This window comes from Micromonospora sp. DT201 (genome assembly GCF_049841575.1).
In the GTDB taxonomy this organism is placed as follows: domain Bacteria; phylum Actinomycetota; class Actinomycetes; order Mycobacteriales; family Micromonosporaceae; genus Micromonospora.
Window position 1 is genome coordinate 172,096 of the sequence record NZ_JBNCKP010000015.1, and the last position, 21,071, is coordinate 193,166.

A 21,071-nucleotide genomic window follows, 5' to 3' on the forward strand; every position below is an offset into this window, starting at 1 on the left:
GCCCGTGCCGAGGTATTTCGTGCTCCGCGAGGACGCACGCGAGAGCACGTCCCCAAGGAGGGAACCACGATGGCCGAAGCGCAGCAGGCCACCACCCGCCCAGCCGCCCGACGCACCACCGCGAAGAAGACCGCCGCCGCGGAGCGGAACACGGCGGCCAGCCGGACTACCCCCGTCCGCAAATCCACGGCGGGCGCGACGGCGGCGAAGGCCCCGGCCAGGAAGGCTGCCGGCGGCGCGGGGCGCGCCCCGGCGAGGAAGACCACCACGGCGGCCAAGAAGGCTCCCGCGAAGAAGGCCACGACCAAGGCCACCACGAAGGCGTCCACCGCGGCCAAGAAGGCTCCGGCGAAGACCTCGACCGCCAGCCGCAAGACGACCGCCACCGCTAAGCGGACCCCGGCGTCGGTGGCGAGGAAGACCACCGTTGCCGCGAAGAAGACGGTGAGCGCGGCCAAGAAGACCACGACCTCGGCGGCGAAGAAGACCACTGCGGCGGCCAAGTCGCCGGCGCGCAAGACCACCGCCGCGACGAAGGCGCCGGCGCGTAAGACGACTACGGCGACGAAGGCACCGGCGCGTAAGACGACTACCGCGACGAAGGCGCCGGCGCGTAAGACCGCGACCAAGGCGTCCGCCGTCAGGAAGACAGCGGTGAAGAAGACTGCCGCGACGAAGGCGGCCGTCAAGAAGGCGCCGGCGAAGAAGACGGCTTCCACCCGCCCCAGCGGCGGCGCCCGCAAGGCCCCGGCGAAGAAGGCCCCGACCGCGAAGGTGACGGGCATCTCCTCGACCACCGCGCGCAAGGCGGCGGCGAAGAAGGCCCCAGCCACGAAGACCGTCGTGGCCAAGGCACCGGCCCGCAAGGTGACCGCCCGCAAGTCGCCGGCCCGCCCGGTGGCCGCACGGGCCACCGCCCCCCGGAGTCCGCGTAGCACCGCCCGGAAGGCGACCGGCTGAGAGAGCGGGTCGCGTGCACCGACCCGGTTGATACGCCGGACCAATTTCTCGGCCGGTCACCGGAAGCGGATCACCCGTGGCGCTGTCAGGATTGACCCGTGGTCATCCGACGCGTACTCGCGCCCCGCATCGACTTCGGCGCGCTGCGCCGCGAGCTCGGCCTGCCCGAGGGTTTTCCGGCCGACGCTCAGCGTGAGGCCGACGAGGCGGCCGCTGCACCGCCGCGGCCGCCCGTCGACCGCACCGACGTACCGTTCGTCACGGTCGATCCGGCCACCTCCCGCGACCTGGACCAGGCGATGCACCTCGCCCGCCGCCCAGGTGGGGGCTACCGGGTGCGGTACGCGATCGCCGACGTCGCCGCGCACGTCACCCCCGGCGGCGCGTTGGAAGCGGAGACCTGGCGGCGAGGGCAGACCATCTACCTGCCCGACGGAAACGTGCCGCTGCATCCGCGGAACCTCAGCGAGGGCGCTGCCAGTCTGCTGCCCGACGACGACCGCGCCGCGGTGATCTGGACCATCGACCTGGACGCCGACGGCGGCACGGTAGCCGTGGAGTTGGAACGCGCCCTGGTCCGCAGCCGGGCCAAACTCGACTACATCGGGGTACAGGTCGCCGCCGACGCCGGACGGCTACCCGACCCGATCGCGCTCCTGCCCGAGATCGGCGACCGACTCACAGCCCGAGGGCTGCGTCGCGGCGCGATCAACCTTCCGCTGCCCGAGCAGGATCTGGAGCCCGACGGCGAGGGTTGGCGGCTGGTGCTGCGCGCGCCGGAGCCCATGGAGGAGCACAACGCCCAGATCTCCCTGCTGACCGGGATGGCCGCCGCCGACATCATGTTGGCCGGCCGGGTCGGCGTGCTGCGTACGATGCCGGCACCGAAACCGGAGGCGGTGCAGCGGCTACGGGCCGCCGCCGCACCGCTGGGCGTGCACTGGCCGGACGATGTGGGTCCGGGGCAGGTGATCGCCGGTCTGGACGCAGCCCAGCCGCGCGCCGCCGCGTTCATCGACCAGGCGGCCGAGTTGATGCGCGGCGCCGCGTACACCGCATTTGACGGGACACTGCCGGAACACCCGGAGCACGGCGGTGTGGCAGCCGCGTACGCCCACGTCACGGCGCCGCTGCGGCGCCTGGCCGACAGGTACGCCACGGAGGTCTGCCTGGCCCTGCACGCGGGCCGGCCGGTGCCCGACTGGGCCCACGCCGCGCTGCCCCGGCTGCCTGAGGTGATGGCGAGCACCGACCGGACGGCCTCGGCCGCTGCCCGGGGTGCCGTCGAGCTGGCCGAGGCGGTGCTTCTGGCGCACCGGGTGGGCGAAACCTTCGACGCGGCAGTGCTCGACGTCGACGCCCCGCCCAACGGCAAGTCCCGGCCCCGACCGCCCGGCGGCACGGTGGCGCTGGACGCCCCGCCGGTACGTGGCCGATGCCTCGGCCAACTGCCCCTCGGCGAACGGGTCCGGGTGCGACTCGTCACCGCCGACCCGGCGGCCCGCACAGTCCTGTTCGAGCTGGCCTGACCCCCTGCCGGGCTTGGTCCGCTGCCGGCGGGTGGCCTGCCCCGGCCTCCGGCCCCGCGCCGCGGCGGGGTGCGGCCCGGGGCAGCGGGGATTGTCACAGCGCTCGACGCTGCTGTCGACCGGGCGGTTTGCGAGGATGAACCCATGGCATACGACGCGAGCACGCTGCCCGACGTGTCTGGGCTGACGGTCGGCATCATCGGTGGCACCGGCGACCAGGGGCGGGGTCTCGCCTACCGGTTCGCGCGGGCGGGGCAGAAGGTGCTGATCGGCTCCCGGTCCGCTGAGCGGGCTGCCGAGTCCGCCGCCGAGATCGCCGCCCTGCCCGGGATTCCGGCCGACGGCAGCATCACCGGCGCGGCCAACGATGAGGTGGCCCGCCGTAGCGACGTGGTGATCATCGCGGTGCCGTGGGACGGGCACGCCGCCACCGTCGCCGCCCTTGCCGAGCCGCTCGCCGGCCGGATCGTCGTCGACTGCGTCAACCCGCTCGGCTTCGACAAGCAGGGCCCGTACGCGTTGACCGTCCCCGAGGGCAGCGCCGTGCAGCAGGCTGCCGCGTTGCTGCCCGACTCCCGGGTCTGCTCGGCGTTCAACCACGTCAGCGCACCGCTGCTGGCTGACCCTGAAATCGACCGGATCGACCTGGACGTGCTGATCTGCACCGAGGACCGCGAGCTGGTCGACGTGGTCGGCGCGCTCGCCGCCCGGATCCCCGGGATGCGCGGCATCTACGCCGGCCGGCTGCGCAACGCCCACCAGATCGAGGCGTTCACCGCCAACCTGATCGCCATCAACAAGCGCTACAAGGCACACGCCGGCATCCGCGTCACCGACCTCTGATCAGCTCGCTTGCCCGACCCGGTCGACTCCAGCTCGCCGATGTGGCGGTATCCCCAAGGGCGGATGCCGCCACATCGGCGATGCGGAGTGGATCAACGCCCGCCGGGGCGGACGGTCCAGTCGCTGTGGCGGCGGGGCCGGCCGGCGAACTGGGTGGCCGGCGGCCCCGCCGCTGCAGCTTTAGAAGGTGTGCTCGGCGGTCGGGAATTCGCCGCCCCGGACCTCGTCGGCGAAACGGCGGGTGGCGTCGGCGAGGGCGCCGGCCAGGTCCGCGTACCGCTTGACGAAGCGTGGCGCCTTGCCGGTGCGCAAGCCAGCCATGTCCTGCCAGACCAGCACCTGCGCGTCGGTGTCCGGGCCGGCGCCGATGCCGACCGTGGGGATCGGCAGTTCGTGGGTGATCCGCTTGGCTACCTCGCCGGGCACCATTTCCAGCACCACCGCGAACGCGCCCGCCTCGGCCACCGCCCGTGCATCAGCGAGGACCTCGTCGGCCGTGTCGCCCCGGCCCTGCACGCGGTAGCCGCCCAAGGTGTGCTCGCTCTGCGGGGTGAATCCGATGTGCGCCATCACCGGGATTCCGGCACCGACGATCGCGGCGATCTGCGCGGCGCAGCGGCGACCACCCTCCAGCTTCACCGCGTGGCAGCCACCCTCCTTCATGAAGCGGACAGCGGTGCGCAGCGCCTGGGCCGGACCCTCCTCGTACGAGCCGAACGGCAGGTCACCGACGACGAGTGCCTGCCGGGTCGCACGCACCACGGCCCGCACCAGCGGGAGCAGTTCATCGGCGGTGATCGGCAGGGTCGTCTCGTAGCCGAAGACGTTGTTCGCGGCCGAGTCGCCGACCAGCAGCACCGGAACGCCGGACTGGTCGAAGATCGACGCCGTGTACTGGTCGTACGAGGTGAGCATCGGCCACCGTTCGCCGCGCTCCTTGGCGGCGAACAGGTCGCGGGTGCGGACCCGACGGGTGGCCGGTCCGCCGTACAGCGCGGTCACCTCGTTCGGAGTGGACTCCACCATTTCTGTCTCCCTTCCTCGAGGCCGCCTGCGCGGTCCCCGGGTTCCGTCGCGATCGTCGCACCGCGGGACGGGGTGACGGCAGAGCCCAGTGCAAGATGTCACTCACTCCACCGCGAAAGCACCGCGAGGCCGCCGCGACCGGGCCGCGCGGCGGCGCCGGGCCGTCCAACCGACCCGACGCCCACGTGTACGGCTCAGCCGTGCTCGCGCCACCGGTTGGTGATCGGCAGACGGCGGTCCCGGCCGAACGCCTTCATGGAGATCTTCGTGCCCGGTGCCGACTGCCGTCGCTTGTACTCGGCGGTATCCACCAGCCGCAGCACCTTGTCCACGACCGCCGGGTCGTGACCCGACTCGATCAGCCCATCGCGGCCGAGGTCCCCGTCGACGTACCCGATCAGGATCGGATCCAGTACGTCGTAGTCGGGCAGGTTGTCGCTGTCCAGTTGGCCCGGGCTCAGCTCGGCGCTCGGCGGCTTGCCGATCGAGTTCTGCGGGATCGGAGCGGTCTCACCGCGCCGATCGGCGTCCGTGTTGCGCCACTTCGCGAGTCGCCAGATCAGCGTCTTCCAGACGTCCTTGACCGGGTTGAAGCCGCCGACCGAGTCGCCGTACAGGGTGGAGTAACCGACCGCCAGCTCGCTCTTGTTGCCGGTGGTCAGCACCAGGTGGCCCTCCTGGTTCGACAGCGCCATCAGGGTCACACCGCGAACCCGGGCCTGGAGGTTCTCCACGGCCACACCAGACAGCGACAGGTTGGCCAGGAACCCGTCCACCATCGGCTGGATGGGTTCGACGCGGTAATCCAGGCCGGTGCGCTTGGCCAGATCGGCGGCGTCCTCCCGGGAGTGCTCGGAGGAGTGCTGGCTGGGCAGCGACACCCCGACCACCCGGTCCGGTCCCAGGGCGTCCACGGCCAGCGCGGCAACCACCGCCGAGTCGATGCCGCCGGAGAGACCGAGCACCACCGACGGGAAGCGGTTCTTGTTGACGTAGTCGCGCAGGCCGAGCACCAGCGCCTGCCACACCTCGGCCTCATCGGCCACCGGCTCGATCAACCCGCCGGTGGCGGCCGGGCCGGACGGCGTGGGTGGAATGCCGTCCAGTGTGCTGTACGCGACCCGCATGCCGTCCGCGACGATCTCCGTGGCGGGCGGTGTGGTGGCGGCCGGCAGCTCGACGTCGTGCACGAGCAGGTGCTCGACGAACTGCGGGGCCCGGGTGAGCAGGTCACCCTCGGCGCTCACGATCATCGAGTCGCCCTCGAAGACGAGCTCGTCCTGGCCGCCGGTCATGTTGACGTACGCGATGGTGGCGCCCGTCTCGACGGCCCGGCGGCGGACCAGCGGGAGACGGATGTCGTCCTTGTTCAGCTCGTACGGCGAGCCGTTGATGTTGACCACCAGGCCGACGCCGGCCTGCCGGGCGGCGGCGAACGGACCGCCGGCCTGCCACAGGTCCTCGCAGATGGTCAGCGCGACGTCCACGCCGCCGATCCGCACCACGGTCAGGGTGTCGCCGGGGACGAAGTAGCGGTCCTCGTCGAAGACCCCGTAGTTGGGCAGGTGGTGCTTGAAATAGCGGGCGGCAACGACGCCCCGGTGCAGCAACGCGGCGGCGTTGCGGGCACCCCGGCCGGGCTCGGCGTCCCCGCTGACCTGCGGCGGCCCATCGGCATCCAGGTAGCCAACCACCACGGGCAGCTCGCCGAGGCCATCAGCGGCGAGGTCGGCAGCGAGCCGCTGGACGGCGGCCCGGGACGCGGCGACGAAGGAACGCCGGAAGACCAGGTCCTCGACCGGGTACCCGGTCACCATCATCTCCGGAAAGAGCACCAACTGGGCACCGGCATCGGCGGCCTGGCGGGTCCAGCTGCGGACCAGGTCAGCGTTTCCGGCGAGGTCGCCGACACTCGGATTGACCTGGGACAGGGCGAGACGCAGGGTGGGCATGTCCTCATCTTGCCCCAGCCTCCCGGGGAGAATCCGCACCCTCGGACGAGACGGCCACCACGCCCCGACGGTATGCGCTCGCCGGGCGGCAGGAGCCCGCCCTCGCTGGCCGGCAGAGGCATGTGCTCGCCGGGCGGGACACGAGGGGACGACCGGCGGCAGTTCGCGTAACGTCTGCGTAACCAGGCCCGGGAACACTGGGCGATCAGGTCGGGCGCAGCCCGGCCAAGGCGGACTAAAAAGTGTCGCGAGGGGTTGGGGAAGTGGACCGTCAGCAGGAGTTCGTCCTCCGCACGCTGGAAGAGCGGGACATCCGGTTCGTCCGGCTGTGGTTCACCGACGTGCTGGGCACGCTCAAGAGCGTCTCGGTGGCGCCCGCCGAGCTGGAGGCGGCCTTCGAAGAGGGCATCGGCTTCGACGGCTCAGCGATCGAGGGCTTCGCCCGGGTCTTCGAATCGGACATGGTGGCCATGCCCGACCCGACCACCTTCCAGGTCTTCCCCTTCGAGGGCGGGGTCAGCGGCGAGAGCGCCCGGATGTTCTGCGACATCCTGCTGCCCGACGGCGGGCCCTCCTGGGCCGACCCCCGGCACGTGCTGCGCCGCGCGCTGTCCAAGGCCGCCGAGAAGGGCTTCACCTTCTACACCCACCCCGAAATCGAGTTCTTCCTGCTGGAGAACGGTCCCCAGGACGGCTCGGTGCCCACCCCGGTCGACACCGGCGGCTACTTCGAGCACACCACCCACGCCGTCGCTCGGGACTTCCGCCGCCAGGGCGTGCTGGCGCTGGAGCGGATCGGCATCTCGGTGGAGTTCAGCCACCACGAGGTCGCGCCCGGCCAGCAGGAGATCGACCTGCGCTACGCCGACGCCCTCACCACCGCCGACAACATCATGACCTTCCGGCACGTGGTCAAGGAGGTGGCGCTCTCCACCGGTGTGCAGGCCAGCTTCATGCCGAAGCCGTTCACCGACCAGCCGGGCAGCGGGATGCACACCCACCTGTCGCTGTTCGAGGGGGAGCGCAACGCCTTCCACGACGGTGGCGACCCGATGAAGCTGTCCAAGGTGGCAAAGTCCTTCATCGCCGGCCTGTTGGTGCACGCCCGGGAATACACCGCGGTCACCAACCAGTGGGTCAACTCGTACAAGCGGCTCTTCCCGCAGGCCCTGCCGGACCGGATCACCGAGAGCCCCGCGTACGTCTGCTGGGGTCACCTCAACCGGTCCGCGTTGGTCCGGGTCCCCGCGTACGGCAAGCCCAACTCGGCCCGGGTCGAGGTCCGCTCACCGGACTCGGCGACCAACCCGTACCTGGCCTTCGCGGTGCTGCTCGGCGCCGGCATGAAGGGCATCGAGGAGGGGTACGAGCTGCCGCCGGGCGCCGAGGACGACGTCTGGTCGTTGACCAGCGCCGAGCGGCGCGCCATGGGTTACGAAGCGCTGCCGGAGAACCTCGCCGAGGCGATCGACGTGATGGCCGGCTCCGAGCTGGTCGCCGAGGTGCTCGGCGAGCACGTCTTCGACTTCTTCCTGCGCAACAAGCGGGCCGAGTGGGAGCAGTACCGCCGTGAGGTCACCCCGTACGAGCGGCAGCGCTACCTGGCGCTGTAGCCGCAGGGGCAGACGCGGTTGCGCGCTGCCGCTATCGTCTCGATCACCGCGCCGGTACCCCCTCCGGGCGGAGAGTCGGGAGGCAGTCGGTGCTGGAGGATCTGCTCAGCGGTGCCTGGCAGAGCGTCGTGTTCGGGATCGTGGGCGTGGGGCTCATGGCGGCCGGGTTCGTGCTTGTCGACGTGCTGACCCCGGGCCGTCTGCGGGACCTGATCTGGGTCGAGCGCAACGCCAACGCCGGGCTGCTGCTCGCCGCCAACCAGCTCGGCATCGCCGGGATCGTCTTCACCGCGATCCTGACCAGCTACAGCGACTTCGGCAAGGGGCTCGCCTCCACCGTGGTGTTCGGGCTGGTCGGGCTGGCCATCATGGCGTTGGCCTTCGTGGTGCTCGACTTGCTCACGCCCGGCAAGCTCGGTGAGGTCATCTGCTCGCCCGAGCCGCACCCGGCGGCCCGGGTCAGTGCCGCCACGCACTTCGGTGCCGCGCTGATCGTCTGCGCCTGCATCGCCTGACGGCGGTCGGCGGCTCGTACCGCGTCACCGGGGCCGGTGGCGACATCAGCGCGACTCGTTCGCGCACCGGCCCCGCAGGCACCGGGATCAGCGGGGCGATCCGGGCGACCGACGGGAAGTCGCCGAACTACGCGGTGTACTACGCCGAGGTCGCCGACGTGGCAGAGGTTTGCCAGCGGGCCGAGGCGGCCGGCGGCAAGGTGCTGGTGCCGGCGCGTACGGCACCGTGCGGGCTCACGTTGGCCCACCTGCTCGACCCGGCCGGCAATCACCTGGGCGTGTTCGCGCCCCCCGCCCGAGCAGGGCTGACGCCCTCGATCCCGGGTCGTCGACGCCCCGCCCCGGGCCGCCCCGCCCCGGGCCGCCCCGCCCCGGGCCGCCCCGTCCCGTCCCGGGCCGGCCGGGCTGGTCTGGTCGTCGCGCCTCGGGGCGGTGATCGACACCAGATCAGCGATGTGGCGGTTTCCGAGTCCCGGGATACCGCCACATCGCCGACATTGAGTGGATCAAGCCGCCGCGTCCGCCGCGTCCGCCGCGTCCGCCGCGTCCGCCGCGTCCGCCGCGTCCGCCGCGTCCGCCGCGCCGGCCCTGGGGGCTCGGGTCGGCCGGGGGGCCTGTCTTACGGGGTCACTTGCTGGGCGTACCCGCGTGACCGCCCGGCCAGCGGTGGCCGCCGTGGCCGGGAAAGACGCCGGCCTCGACGGCTTTGGTGATGGCGTCGGCCTGCTCCTGGGTGAGCTTGCCGTCCTTGACCGCTTGGCTCAGCCGGTCCTTGAGCGCGGCCTTCCGGTCCTCGCCGGTCGGCCGCTGCGGCCGGTCGGCTCGGTGCTGGTCGCGGATCTTCTCCAGCGCGGCGGTCACCTTGTCGGTGGGGACGCCCAACTCCTTGGCGAGCGACTCGGCGAACTCGCCCTGCCGGTCGGCCTTCGGCGTGGAGGAGCCGTCCGCGTTGCTGCTGGCGCTCGGCGTAGGCGTGGGTGTGTCTGCGGCGAAAGCGATCGTCGGGGCCGCGATCCCCACGCCGAGGATGCCGGCGGTGGCAAGGCCGGCCAGCAGATGCTTCCGACGGATGGTGCGAGACATGCTGTCCTCCAGAGCTCGGTCGTCGTGCAATGTCATCACCGACAGTGACGGTGCGGTCTGGGCGCAAGCCGTGGCGACCCTGTGAGCGGGCTGATAATTCGTGCCGGCGGGATCGCCCGGCCTGGGCCCGACGGCGCAGTCCGAACCGACCCGCTGCGGAAACGCGTCCGCCGACGCACCCCCGAATGTCCAAACCTCACCGGGGCCAGCCCCCCAAGGCGCGGCTGCGCCGCGCCCCACCCACCCAGGGCGCGGCTGCGCCGCGCCCCACCCACCCAGGGCGCGGCTGCGCCGCCCCCAGCCACCCAGGGCGCGGCTGCGCCGCGCCCCACCCACCCAGGGCGCGGCTGCGCCGCCCCCACCCACCCAGGGCGCGGCTGCGCCGCCCCCAGCCACCCAGGGCGCGGCTGCGCCGCGCCCCACCCACCCAAAACCGGCCCTGTTGATAGTTGATCAAGAAGTTTGCGTCAGAATTCCGCCCGCGGATGACGCCAACCTCTTGATCACCAGGGTGGGGGGTGGGGGTGGGGTGGGTGGGGTTAGTGGACTGCTGGGGCTACTTTTAGCGTTCCTTCGTCGACTTCTAGGGTGGCCTTGGTGCCGATGGGGACGGTTAGCTGGTTGGGGCCGTGGCCGATGGGGAGGCCGCCGAGCACTGGTACGCCCAGGTCGCCGAGGCGTTCGTTGAGCACGTCGACGATCGTGGTGTCCCAGCCGCCCCCGCAATCGGTGAACTGCCCGATCGCCACCCCGGCCAGCCCGTCCAGCGCGCCGGCCCGGCGCAGGTGGGTGAGCATCCGGTCGACCTTGTACGGGGGCTCCTGCACGTCCTCGATCAACAGCACCGCACCGGTCAGGTCGGGCAGGTCCGGTGTGCCGATCGACGCGGCGATCATGCACAGGTTGCCGCCGAGCAGGGTGCCGGTGGCGCGACCCGGGACGCGTACGTCGAAGGTGTCCTCGGTGGGCACCGCGGTGATCGACACCGGCTCGGTCGTCATGAGCGCGGCATGCAGGGACTCGGCGGAGCGCAGGGGAGTCCGCTCGTCCCGCCAGGCCGCCCCCGGGCCGTGCACCCCGGCCAGCCGGGCACCCCGCCAGAGTGCGAACTGCAGCGCGGTGATGTCCGAGAATCCGGCCACCACCTTCGGGTCGCGGCGGACGGCGGCCATGTCGATGGCGTCCACGATCCGTTGGGCGCCGTACCCGCCCCGGGTGCAGATCACCCCGCGGACCTGCGGGTCGGCGAACGCCGCGTTCAGGTCGGCGGCGCGCAGGTCGTCGGTGCCGGCGAGGTAGCCGTGGCGGGCGTACGCGTTGGGTGCCGGCACCGGCCGTAGGCCCCAACCGGTGAGCAACTCCATGCCCCGGGCCACCCGCTCCGGCGAGGTCGGCCCGGACGGCGACACCAACAGGACCGTGTCACCTGGTCGCAGCACGGGCGGACGGACGGCGGCGGTGTCCTCGTTGATCACAACCGCAGAGCCTAACGACCCGGCCGGATCCGGGGCCGGCACCCGGCGAGCGCCCCCCAGGCGGCTGAGACGTCGGGAAGCGGCGAGACGGCGGGGCGTGGCACGAGGCGGTGCACCGGCTAGCCTCGACGGGTGGCAACCGCGCTGGTGATCGAGAACGACCCGACGGACGACGCACGCCGGCTGGGTGAGTGGCTGACCGAGGCTGGGCTGGAGCTGTGGGTGGTTCGTCCGCACGCCGGCGACGAGCTCCCCGCCGACCTGGAGGGGTACGCGGCGCTGGTGGTGCTGGGCGGCGACCAACAGGCGTACCCGCTGCCGGACGGCTCGCCCGGCGCACCCTGGTTTCCGGCCGTGGAGGGCCTGCTGCGCAAGGCGGTCCGCTACCGGGTGCCTACCCTGGCTGTCTGCCTGGGCGCGCAGCTGCTCGCCACCGCGCACGCCGGGCTGGTCGAGCGGAGCCCGTCCGGGCCGGAGATCGGCCCCGGCGTGGTCGGCCGGCGCGATGCCGCCGAGGGCGACCCGCTGTTCCGGTACGTGCCGTTGATCCCGGACGTCCTCCAGTGGCACTCCGACGAGATCACCGAGCTGCCCCGGGGCGCCACCCTGTTGGCCGCGTCCACCCGCTACCCGCATCAGGCGTTCCGGCTCGGCGACCGGGCGTGGGGGTTGCAGTTCCACATCGAGTGCGACACCGCGATGATCGCCGACTGGGCCGCCGACTCGACCCAACTCGCCGAGCTGGGCTACGACCCGGAGCTGGTGGTCGCGGCCTGCTCGTCGGTGCTGGCCGACGTCGAGGAGGTGTGGCAGCCGTTCGCCGCCCGCTTCGCCGCGCTGGCCCTCGGCGAGTTGGACGACAGCACGACGCGACGCGGCCTGCCGTTGCTCGGGCACTGATGAGCCGGCCGACCAGGGCACCGGGCCGGCTCGCCCGGTACGGGTTCGGCACTGCCGAAGGCGACGGCGGTGCGCGCGCCGCAGACCTGCTCGGCCCGGACGGGCTGCGCCTGTGGCGGCCGGTCGAGCAGGAGCCGGTCGACGAGGTGGCCGCGGAGCTGCTCGCCGCGCTGTCCCGGGCTGCCGACCCGGACCTGGCGCTGCGTCAGCTGCACCGCATCGTGGAGGCGGAACGCCGTACCGACGGCAGCACCGAACGCCGTAGCGACGGCGTTACCGCCGGGCCGGGGCTGTTGGCGGAGCTGCACACCGATCCCGGGCTGCGGCGGCGGCTGATCGCGGTGCTCGGTGCCTCGTCGGCGCTCGGCGATCACCTGGTGGCCCATCCGGGTCACTGCGCGGCGCTGCGTACCTCGGCGGACGGGCTCGCGCCGACCGCTGAGGGGCGGCTGGAGCCGACCGACGGCGGCAACCCGGTAGCGGTACTGCGGAGCGCGTACCGGTTGGCGCTGCTGCGGATCGCGGCGGCCGACCTGACCGGCGGGCGCGGCCTGGAGCAGACCATGGCCGCGCTGTCCGCGCTGGCCGACGCGACGCTGGCCGCGGCGTACGAGATCGCCGTCGCGGAGCTGGCGGAGGGCACCGAGCGGCCCCGCCTCGCGGTGGTGGCGATGGGCAAGTGCGGCGGCGGCGAGCTGAACTACGTCTCGGACGTGGACGTCATCTTCGTGGCTGCCGAGGACGCCGACCTGTCCGCCGCGACCCTGGTGGCGACCCGGCTGATCCACATCTGCGGGCTGGTCGCCTGGCCGGTGGACGCCGCGCTGCGCCCCGAGGGCAACCGGGGCCCGCTGGTGCGGACCCTCGCCAGCCACCTGGCCTACTACCGCCGTTGGGCGCGCACCTGGGAGTTTCAGGCGTTGCTCAAGGCTCGCCCGGCCGCCGGTGACCTGCCGCTGGCCCAAGAGTGGATCGACCAGCTCGCGCCGCTGGTGTGGCGTGCCGCCGAACGGCCCGAGGCGGTCGAGGACGTCCGCGCCATGCGACGCCGGATCATCGACCACATCCCGCCGAAGGAGCTGGAACGCGAGATCAAGCGTGGCCCCGGCGGGTTGCGTGACATCGAGTTCGCCGTCCAGTTGCTGCAACTCGTGCACGGCCGTGGCGACGAGATGCTGCGAGCACCCGGCACCATCCCGGCGCTGCGCGCGCTCGTCGCCGGCGGCTACGTCGGTCGGGCCGACGGCGAGGCCCTGCTGCGCGGCTACCGGTTCCTGCGCAGTGTCGAGCACCGGCTCCAACTGCAGGGCCTGCGGCGCACGCACACCGTGCCCACCGAGCCGGGCGCGCTGCGCTGGCTCGCCGCCGCGCTGGGATTCACCGCCGCGCCGGGGCGCAGCGCCGTGGAGAGCTTCCGGGCCGAGTGGGTCACCCACGCCGCCGAGGTACGCCGACTGCACGCCAAACTGCTCTACCGGCCGCTGCTGGAGTCGGTGGCCCGGGTGCCGGCTGACGGGCTGCGGCTCACCCCGGAAGCGGCCCGGCACCGGCTGGAGATCCTCGGCTTCGCCGACCCGGCCGGGGCGCTACGCCACCTGCAGGCGCTCACCGGCGGGGTGAGTCGCACGGCGGCCATCCAGCGGACGCTGCTGCCGGTGCTGCTCAGTGAGTTCGCCGACGCGCCGGAGCCGGACCGGGGGCTGCTCAACTACCGGAAGGTCTCCGACAAGCTGGGCAGCACGCCCTGGTATCTGCGGCTGCTGCGCGATGGTGGCCCGGTCGCCCGTCGGTTGGCCCGGGTCCTCGCCCTGTCCCGGTACGTCGCCGATCTGCTCGCCCGCGACCCGGAGGCGCTGCGGCTGCTGGCCGAGGAGAACGAGCTGGCGCCGCGCTCCCGCGAGGTGCTGCGGGAGGGGTTCCTCGCGGCGGCGGCCCGGCACACCGACCCGGTCGAATCCACCCGCGCGGTGCGCGCGCTGCGCCGTCGGGAGCTGGTCCGGGTGGCCTGCGCTGACCTGCTCTGCCGGGCGGGCGCGCTCGCACCCAGCCCCACCCGGCCGGACGGCGCGAACCGACCCGCCCCCGGGCTGGCCGACATCACCGAGGTCGGTACGGCGCTCGCGGACGTCACCGACGCCACCCTGGCCGCCGCGCTGCACGCCGCCCAGGCCAGCCAGCCGGCGCCACCGGGGCTGCGGTTCGCGGTGATCGGGATGGGCCGGCTCGGCGGGTACGAGTCGAACTACCTGTCCGACGCCGACGTGCTCTTCGTCTACGACCCGCCCGCCGGGGCCAGCGATAGCGCCGCCAGCGCCGCCGCGCACGCGATCGCCGAGGAGTTGCGCCGGCTGCTCGGCGTGCCCGCCCCCGACCCGCCGCTGGGCGTCGACGCCGACCTGCGCCCGGAGGGCCGGCAGGGTCCACTGGTACGCAGCCTCGCCGCGTACGCGGCGTACTACGCTCGCTGGTCTCGGGTGTGGGAGGCACAGGCGCTGCTGCGCGCTCGGTTCGTCTGCGGCGACGCCGACCTGGGCGCCGAGTTCGAGGCGATGATCGACCCGGTGCGGTACCCGTCCGACGGGCTGACCCGCGAGCAGGTCGTCGAGATCCGCCGGATCAAGGCGCGGGTGGAGACCGAGCGGCTGCCCCGCGGTGCCGACCCGGCCACCCACACCAAGCTGGGGCGCGGCGGGCTGGCCGACGTGGAGTGGGCGGTGCAGCTCGTCCAGCTCCGGCACGCTGGAGCGAACCCGGCGCTGCGCGGCACGCGTACCCTCGATGCCCTCGCGGCCGCCGAGCGGGCCGGCCTGATCGACCCGACGGACGCCGCGGAGATGGCCGCCGGTTGGTCCCTGGCCGCGCAGGTCCGCAACGCGTTGATGCTGGTGCGGGGTCGCGCCGGCGACCAACTGCCCCGGCACGGGGTGGAGTTGGCCGGGGTGGTCCGGCTGCTCGGCCGCGACGACCCGGGGGAGTTCCTCGACGAGTACCTGCGCACCGGCCGCCGCTCCCGCGCCGCCGCGCAACGCGTGCTGGAAGCGTAGGGCGTCAGCTGCCGAGCGTGTATTCGCCGGGGCGGGGGACCGTGACAGTGGTCCAGTCACCGGCGGCGGCGACGGTAGCGCCACCGGACGCGGTCAACCAACGGCTGTGTCGGATCCGGACCGTCACCGGGCCGGCGGTCGGGGCCTGGAAGGTCACCGTCGCTTCGTCGGCGCGGACCAACTCGGCGGGGGCCGCGACCAGTGGCGCCGGGTCGGCCACCGCCCAGACCCGCCAGTGCGGGCCGGACCAGACTGGCGTCAGGTACGGCAGGCCGTCCTCGACCAGTTCCGCCTCGGCCCGCCCCACCCAGGACAGCGGCGCGTCCGGCAGCGCCACGTACTGCACGGCGTTCTCCGTCAGCCAGGCTCGGTAGCTGGTCTGGGTCAGCGGTACGCCGGTGCCAGTCGCGCCGGGCACGGTGGTGAAGAACAGCGGGTTGCGGTCGATGTCGGCCTGCCGCAGCCACCCCCGGGCCAGTGGCACCTCGCCGAGCCGGGCCGCCTCCCAGTAGTTGCGCGTGGGCGGCACCTCCACCCGCCCGGTGAGCCGCTGCCCGGCCAGGAACGCGCGCAGCGGCGCGTGGTAGCCGGGCGCGCTGGTCGGGTCGCCGATATTGCGCAGATCGGCGGGGACCACCGGCGGCTGCCAGACGCAGACCGCCGCCAGCAGTGCCGTCAGGCCGACGCCGCCGACGAGCCGGGCCCGGGTGCGTCGTGTCGCCCGCCGGGCCAGCCAGGCCGGCGGGCATGCGGAAGCGGCCAGCACCGGTAGCGCGAACATCGTGACCAACCTGGTGGCGTTCAAACCCACAGGTGTGTGCACCATAGCGGCGGCGAGCACCCCGACCGCGGAGAGCAGCGCGCCGAACCGCACCGGCCGGTACGCGACCAGCGCGGCCACCACCAGGCTGGTCAGCACCGCGCGCAGCGTGTCAGTGCGGCTGATGTTCATCCAACCGCCGTCGCCGAAGAGCAGCGCGGTCGCGGCCAGCGGCACGGCCGCCGCGACCCCGAGCGCCAGACCGTCGGCGTACCGGCGGGACAGCAGCAACGCGACACCGGCCAGGCCGACGAACAGGCCGGCCACCGGGCTCGTCGCCGAGGCCAGCAGCGCGCCGCCCCCGGCGAGCCCGAGCCGCAGCAGCGTCCGCCCCTTCCTGGGGTACGCGCCGGGGCGGTCCAGCGTGAGCGCCAGCAGTGCGGCCAGCCCGAACGCCACACCCAGGGCGTAGGTGACCCGGCCGGAGACCAGGTTGCCGGCCAACGTGACCACCCCGACCAGGCTGCCCAGCAGCGGCCGGAGCACCGCACTGCGGATCAACAGGGCGGCCAGCGCGGCAGCCGACGCCACCAGCGCCAGCGCGCCGGTCACCCGGACGCCGAGCAACGCCATCACCGGCTGGGACACCAAGCTGTAGCCGAACTGCTGCACCCCGCCGTACCAGCGCAGATCCACCGGCACCGCACCGTGGGCGGCGAAGAAGTCCGCCCGGGCAACCTGCGCGGAGAGGTCCGAGCCCATTAGCGGCAGGGCCAGCCAGAGCGCGCCGAGCACGGTGGCGGAACCGGTGGCCATCGCCACCACCCGACTGCTCCGCATGCCCACCTCCGTACCGCGACCACCGTACTGGCAGCATGTCCGGCGTGCCTCACCACCTCGCGCGTTGGACCGGACTGGCCGGCTCGGCGCTGCTCGCCGTCGCCGCGTTCCTCGGCGGCGCCCTGCCCGGCTCACCCCTGCGCTCCACCCCGGTCAGCATCTGGCAGGGCCCGCACGGGCCGCTGGTCATCGCCGCCTGGCTGGTCGGCACCGCGCTGATGGCCTACGCCTGGTGGTCGATCCGCGACAAGATCCCGTCGACCCGCTGGGCGCTGATCACCGTCGGGCTCTGGCTGCTACCGGTGCTGATCGCGCCGCCGCTGGCGAGCCGCGACGTCTACGCGTACGCGTGCCAGGGCGCCAGCTTCGCCGCCGGGATCAACCCGTACGCGCAGGGCGTCTCCGCGCTGCCCTGCCCCTGGCTGGACACCATCTCGTACATCTGGCGGGACACCCCGGCACCGTACGGGCCGCTGTTCGTGGTGCTCTCCGGCGCGGTGGTCAAGGTCACCGGCTCGTTGACGGGTGCGATCGTCGCGTTCCGGCTGATCGCGGTCGCCGGTGTGGCGCTCACCGCGGTCAGCCTGCCGGTGCTGGCCCGCCGTGCCGGCGTACCCGCCGGTCGGGCGGTCTGGTTGGCGCTGGCCTGCCCACTGGTCGCCGTGCACCTCGTGTCCGGCGCGCACAACGACGCACTGATGGTCGGCCTTCTGGTCTCCGGACTCGCGGTGGTCGCCTCCCGACCCGGCCGACCCGGCCAGTTGCTCGCCGGTGGCGCGCTGCTCGGCCTGGCCGCCGCGATCAAGGTAACCGCCCTGGTCGTGGTGCCGTTCGCCGCGCTGGCCGCGATCGTCGGCGGGTACTCGATCCGGGCCCTGATCCGGCACGGTGGCTGGGTCGTTGGCGGCGCGGTCGCCGTCGTGGTCGGGGTGACCTACGCGGCGGGGTTGGACTTCGGCTGGGTCGGCGGGCTCGCCCGGGGCGGCGACGTGATCGCCTGGACCTCACCGTCCACCGCTGTCGGGCAGACCGTCGGCTACCTGGCGGTGCCCTTCGGTGGGCACATCGACGCGCTGCCGGTGACCCGGGGCATCGGCATGGCCGTGCTGGCGTTGCTGCTGGTCTGGCTCTGGTGGCGGGCCCGCACCCGGGAGCCGCTCTGGCACGCCGCCCTGGCACTGGCCGCCACCGTCGCTCTCGCGCCACTGTTCCACCCCTGGTACTGGATCTGGCCCCTCGCGGTGCTGGCGGCCACCGCCCAGCGGACCAGATGGTTCACCGTGGTCGCCCTGATCGCGTCGTTCCTGGTGCTGCCCGACGGCACCGGCCTGCCCCGCTACACCAAGACGGTCGGGGCGCCGCTGATGACGCTGTTGGTGATCGTGCTGGTCATCCGGTTGGTACGGTCGGCTCGGGCGGCCCGTCAGCCGGTCGCCGCCGACTGAGGGAAGGTGCGCCGGTGACCGCTCCCGGCGCGCCGCCTTCGCTGCCTGGTCCGCTGTTGGTTCGCTCTGCCCGGTACGCGGGACTGGCCGGCGCGATCCTGCTCGCCGTGGCCGGGTACCTCGGTGGCGCACTGCCCGACACCCCGCTGGGCGCGACACCGGAGTCGATCTGGCGAGCCCCGGACGGCCCGGCGACGCTCACCTGCTGGCTGGTCGGCACCGCGCTCCTGGTCGGGGCGTGGTGGTCGTTGCGCGCGGGTGCCCCGTCGACCCGGTGGGCGTACGTCACCGCCGGACTGTGGGCGCTGCCGCTGCTGGTCGCGCCGCCGCTGGGCAGCCGGGACGTCTACTCGTACGCCTGCCAGGGCTGGACGTACGCGCACGGCGTCGACCCGTACGCCGTTTCGGTGGCGGCGGCGGGCTGCCCGTGGGTGGAGACGGTAGCGCCGATCTGGCGGGACACTCCCACACCGTACGGGCCGGTGTTCGTGCTGCTCGCGGCCCTCGCGGTCGGCCTCGGCGGCGGGCTCACCGGCACGGTCGTGCTGCTACGCGTGATCGCCGTGGCGGGGCTGCTGCTGGCCGCGTACTGCCTGCCCGGTCTGGCCCGGGCGGCCGGGGTGCCGACCCGGCGAGCAGCCTGGCTGGCGCTGGCCGGCCCGATGGTCGGGGTGCACCTGGTGGCCGGGGCGCACAACGACGCGGTGATGCTGGGGCTGCTGCTGTGCGGGCTGTTGATCGTGGTCCGCCGACCGGGTAAGCCGTCGGCGTTGCTGCTCGCCGGGGCGCTGCTCGGGCTGGCGGTGACGGTGAAGGCCAGCGCCGTGGTGGTGGTGCCGTTCGCGGCGCTGGCCGCCGTGCACGGTCGCCACACCGTACGGGCGCTGCTGCGCGACGGCGGCTGGCTGGCCGGCGGGCTGCTCGCCGCGCTGCTGGTCACCTCGGCGCTGTCCGGCCTCGGGTTCGGCTGGGTGGGCGGGTTGACCCACAGCGGCGACTCGGAGCAGTGGACGTCACCACCCACCGCCGTCGGCTTCGTGGTGGACTACGCGGGCGCGCTCGTCGGCCGGGACCCGCAGGCGGTGCCGGTGGTCCGGGCGGTCGCCCTGCTGCTGCTCGCCGGGGTGCTGGTGGTGCTCTGGTGGCGGGCGTGGCAGACACTGCGCGGGTTGAACGAGCTTCCGGGCCCCCGGGTGGCGCTGCACGGCGCGGCGTTGGCACTGGTCGCCACCGTCGCCCTGTCCCCGGTCTTCCACCCCTGGTACGCGGCCTGGCCGCTGGTGCTGCTCGCACTCACCGCCGCCCGTACGACGTGGTTCGTGCTGCCGGCCGCGGCGGCGGCGTTCCTTGCCCTGCCCGACGGCACCAACCTGGCCCGCTTCACCAAGGCCCCCGGCGCTCTCGCGATGACCACCCTGCTGGTGGCCGTCCTCCTGCACACCCTGCGCGGACGCCCCCGATCGCGCTGATCAGGAGGTCGGCGGCGCTGTCGATCTCCGAAAAGCGCCGCCAACCTCGTGATCACCGGGGAAGGTGGCCGGGTTGGGGTCGGGTCACCCGTGACCAGCGGGAGCGGACGGCGAGGGTCAGCAATAGCAGCGCGGGGCCGACAAGCGCGACCAGGACAGTCGTCGCGGCGAGCGCTGTCCAGCGCGGCACAACGTCGGCCGGCATCGTGTCCAACGCTTCCGCCAGCGGCTGCAGGGCCAGCAGGCCCACCGGGGTGAGCATGATCAGGAAGGCCCAGCCGCCCCGGAGGTCGCCGCGCAGCGCCAGCCCCATGCCGAGCAGCACCGCCACGCCGAGCACCACCACGGCGGCCCTCGGCAACACCGGGACCACCGTCCAGGTGTAGTAGCTCGACGCGAACACGTTCGGCGACAACAGGATCGCTCCCAGGAGGCCGGCACCGCCGCCGGCGATCAGCGGCACCGCTCGCAGCGACGCCGGCAGCCCCTCGGGTGCGCCGAGCGCGACCAGGCCCAACCCGATCTGCGGTAGCAGCACGAACAGCGGCGGGCGTGGCAGGCCGGTGAGTGCGGCGGCGGGGACGAGCGCGGCCGTGAGGAGCAGCGCGAGCGCGCCGGCGCGCCGGGCCCATCGACCGGGTGCCAGGGCATGCACCAGCGCGGCGAGCCCCCAGGCGGTCCACGCGACGATGCCGAGCGAGACGAACGGCCCGAAGGTCGGCTCGCCGAAGCCGGCGATCGGTGCGGGGCGTAGTTCCAGCACCACCCAGATCCCGGCCAGCGAGGTGGCGGTGAGCAGGGCCAGGGCGGCCGCGAGGCGTACACCCGGCACGAGGTTGGCCGCGCCGGTGGCGCGCACCCGCTGACGCAGGCCGCCGCGCACCAGGTCCGCGGTGTCTGCGGGCGAGGGCCAGCGCCGGTCCGGGTCAGCCAGATCGAGGTACGTTCCGACGATCTCGGCGCCACGGGCGCGGCGGTAATCGGCGGGGTATGCGTGCAGCAGCCGCAGGTAACGGCGTTCCAGGTCGTTCATGCGAGCCCTCCGGCCATGCGCGGGGTGATCGGACGGGCGGCGCGAGTCCGCTCGGACAGCCGGGTGGTGGCGGCTTCGACGTTGCGACGCAGCCGCTCGGTCTCGGCGCTCAGGGTGGCCTCGCCGCCGGGGGAGAGGCGGTAGTAGCGGCGTAGTCGGCCGTCCACCACTTCTTCTCCGTCGACCTCGACGAGACCGGCGTCGACCAGCCGGTCGAGCGCTCCGTAGAGCGTCCCGGGGCGCAGCGACACGCGATTGTCGGAGAGGGTGGCGACTTCGCCGATCAGCCCGTAGCCGTGCATCGGCTGGGCGGCCAGCGCGGTGAGGATCAGGAAGGTGGGTTCGCGCAGAGGTGTGTCCACCGCCGCAATATATCGGATACGAAGGTATGTCGGAAGGCGTTATAAAGCCGCCGGGGCGGGGGGGGGGGGGGGGGGGGGGGGGCGCCCCCCCCGGGGGGGGGGGGGGGGGGGGGGGGGCCGACGACCGGGGGGCGGGGGGGGGCGGGGGGGCCGACGACCGGCGGGCGCGGGCGGGCGCGGGGGCCGACGACCGGCGGGCGCGGGCGGGCGCGGGGGCCGACG

At 73.5% G+C, this 21,071-nt stretch carries 17 protein-coding genes; 10 read left to right on the forward strand and 7 right to left on the reverse strand.

Translation table 11 applies throughout. The annotated features are described in order from the left end of the window. The first annotated feature begins 69 nt into the window (after positions 1-69). The 3 genes from ACLQ28_RS23310 (at position 70) to npdG (ending at position 3,332) form a co-directional block, all read left to right on the forward strand. A complete protein-coding gene (locus tag ACLQ28_RS23310) occupies positions 70-960 on the forward strand; it encodes a histone (RefSeq protein ID WP_425688386.1) in 891 nt (296 codons plus the stop codon). 98 nt (positions 961-1,058) lie between these two features. Next, positions 1,059-2,489 carry an RNB domain-containing ribonuclease gene (locus ACLQ28_RS23315; RefSeq protein ID WP_425688387.1) on the forward strand — a complete coding sequence of 477 codons (1,431 nt, stop codon included), beginning with the start codon at positions 1,059-1,061 and terminating at the stop codon, positions 2,487-2,489. A 144-nt stretch (positions 2,490-2,633) separates the two neighbouring features. Next, positions 2,634-3,332, forward strand: coding sequence for an NADPH-dependent F420 reductase (gene npdG, locus ACLQ28_RS23320; RefSeq protein WP_425688388.1), 699 nt, complete (start codon positions 2,634-2,636; stop codon positions 3,330-3,332). Between the two features lie 180 nt (positions 3,333-3,512). Here npdG and panB read toward each other — a convergent pair whose 3' ends face one another. Together panB and ACLQ28_RS23330 are read right to left on the reverse strand one after the other, a co-directional pair. Continuing rightward, entirely contained in the window at positions 3,513-4,358 is an 846-nt protein-coding gene (gene panB / locus ACLQ28_RS23325; protein ID WP_425688389.1) for a 3-methyl-2-oxobutanoate hydroxymethyltransferase, read from the reverse strand. A 194-nt stretch (positions 4,359-4,552) separates the two neighbouring features. After that, positions 4,553-6,310 carry an NAD+ synthase gene (locus tag ACLQ28_RS23330; RefSeq protein WP_425688390.1) on the reverse strand — a complete coding sequence of 586 codons (1,758 nt, stop codon included), beginning with the start codon at positions 6,308-6,310 and terminating at the stop codon, positions 4,553-4,555. Between the two features lie 263 nt (positions 6,311-6,573). On the opposite strand from ACLQ28_RS23330, the gene glnA reads away from it, so the two are divergent. The 3 genes from glnA (at position 6,574) to ACLQ28_RS23345 (ending at position 9,151) form a co-directional block, all read left to right on the forward strand. Beyond that, complete coding sequence (glnA, locus tag ACLQ28_RS23335; protein WP_425688391.1) at positions 6,574-7,923, forward strand: type I glutamate--ammonia ligase; 1,350 nt, start codon at positions 6,574-6,576, stop codon at positions 7,921-7,923. An 89-nt stretch (positions 7,924-8,012) separates the two neighbouring features. Continuing rightward, positions 8,013-8,438 carry a DUF350 domain-containing protein gene (locus ACLQ28_RS23340; RefSeq protein ID WP_425688392.1) on the forward strand — a complete coding sequence of 142 codons (426 nt, stop codon included), beginning with the start codon at positions 8,013-8,015 and terminating at the stop codon, positions 8,436-8,438. Positions 8,439-8,536: 98 nt separating this feature from the next. Beyond that, positions 8,537-9,151 carry a VOC family protein gene (locus ACLQ28_RS23345; RefSeq protein WP_425688413.1) on the forward strand — a complete coding sequence of 205 codons (615 nt, stop codon included), beginning with the start codon at positions 8,537-8,539 and terminating at the stop codon, positions 9,149-9,151. On the opposite strand, the gene ACLQ28_RS23350 is transcribed toward ACLQ28_RS23345, so the two are convergent. Further along, entirely contained in the window at positions 9,066-9,521 is a 456-nt protein-coding gene (locus ACLQ28_RS23350) for a hypothetical protein (RefSeq protein ID WP_425688393.1), read from the reverse strand. The genes ACLQ28_RS23345 and ACLQ28_RS23350 overlap by 86 nt on opposite strands. Before the next feature lie 539 nt (positions 9,522-10,060). Next, entirely contained in the window at positions 10,061-10,996 is a 936-nt protein-coding gene (locus ACLQ28_RS23355; protein ID WP_425688394.1) for a S66 peptidase family protein, read from the reverse strand. 132 nt (positions 10,997-11,128) lie between these two features. Here ACLQ28_RS23355 and ACLQ28_RS23360 point away from each other — a divergent pair, with 132 nt between their 5' ends. Together ACLQ28_RS23360 and ACLQ28_RS23365 are read left to right on the forward strand one after the other, a co-directional pair. Next, positions 11,129-11,896: a type 1 glutamine amidotransferase gene (locus ACLQ28_RS23360; RefSeq protein ID WP_425688395.1), complete on the forward strand. Its 768-nt coding sequence runs from the start codon at positions 11,129-11,131 to the stop codon at positions 11,894-11,896. Next, positions 11,896-14,940 carry a bifunctional [glutamine synthetase] adenylyltransferase/[glutamine synthetase]-adenylyl-L-tyrosine phosphorylase gene (locus ACLQ28_RS23365; RefSeq protein ID WP_425688396.1) on the forward strand — a complete coding sequence of 1,015 codons (3,045 nt, stop codon included), beginning with the start codon at positions 11,896-11,898 and terminating at the stop codon, positions 14,938-14,940. Before ACLQ28_RS23360 ends, ACLQ28_RS23365 begins: the two co-directional genes overlap by 1 nt. Before the next feature lie 4 nt (positions 14,941-14,944). Here ACLQ28_RS23365 and ACLQ28_RS23370 read toward each other — a convergent pair whose 3' ends face one another. Next, positions 14,945-16,540: a hypothetical protein gene (locus ACLQ28_RS23370; protein WP_425688397.1), complete on the reverse strand. Its 1,596-nt coding sequence runs from the start codon at positions 16,538-16,540 to the stop codon at positions 14,945-14,947. Positions 16,541-16,584: 44 nt separating this feature from the next. On the opposite strand from ACLQ28_RS23370, the gene mptB (ACLQ28_RS23375) reads away from it, so the two are divergent. Both mptB (ACLQ28_RS23375) and mptB (ACLQ28_RS23380) read left to right on the forward strand, forming a co-directional pair. Further along, positions 16,585-17,985 (forward strand): polyprenol phosphomannose-dependent alpha 1,6 mannosyltransferase MptB, encoded by a 1,401-nt coding sequence (gene mptB / locus ACLQ28_RS23375; protein ID WP_425688398.1) that lies wholly within the window; start codon positions 16,585-16,587, stop codon positions 17,983-17,985. Positions 17,986-17,999: 14 nt separating this feature from the next. Then, entirely contained in the window at positions 18,000-19,454 is a 1,455-nt protein-coding gene (gene mptB, locus ACLQ28_RS23380) for a polyprenol phosphomannose-dependent alpha 1,6 mannosyltransferase MptB (protein WP_425688399.1), read from the forward strand. Positions 19,455-19,506: 52 nt separating this feature from the next. Here mptB (ACLQ28_RS23380) and ACLQ28_RS23385 read toward each other — a convergent pair whose 3' ends face one another. Further along, the gene (locus ACLQ28_RS23385; RefSeq protein WP_425688400.1) at positions 19,507-20,487 is read right to left on the reverse strand and encodes a hypothetical protein; all 981 of its coding nucleotides are present in this window, start codon (positions 20,485-20,487) and stop codon (positions 19,507-19,509) included. Further along, complete coding sequence (locus ACLQ28_RS23390; RefSeq protein ID WP_425688401.1) at positions 20,484-20,849, reverse strand: PadR family transcriptional regulator; 366 nt, start codon at positions 20,847-20,849, stop codon at positions 20,484-20,486. The genes ACLQ28_RS23385 and ACLQ28_RS23390 overlap by 4 nt, the downstream gene beginning before the upstream one ends. Between the last annotated feature and the right edge of the window lie 222 nt (positions 20,850-21,071).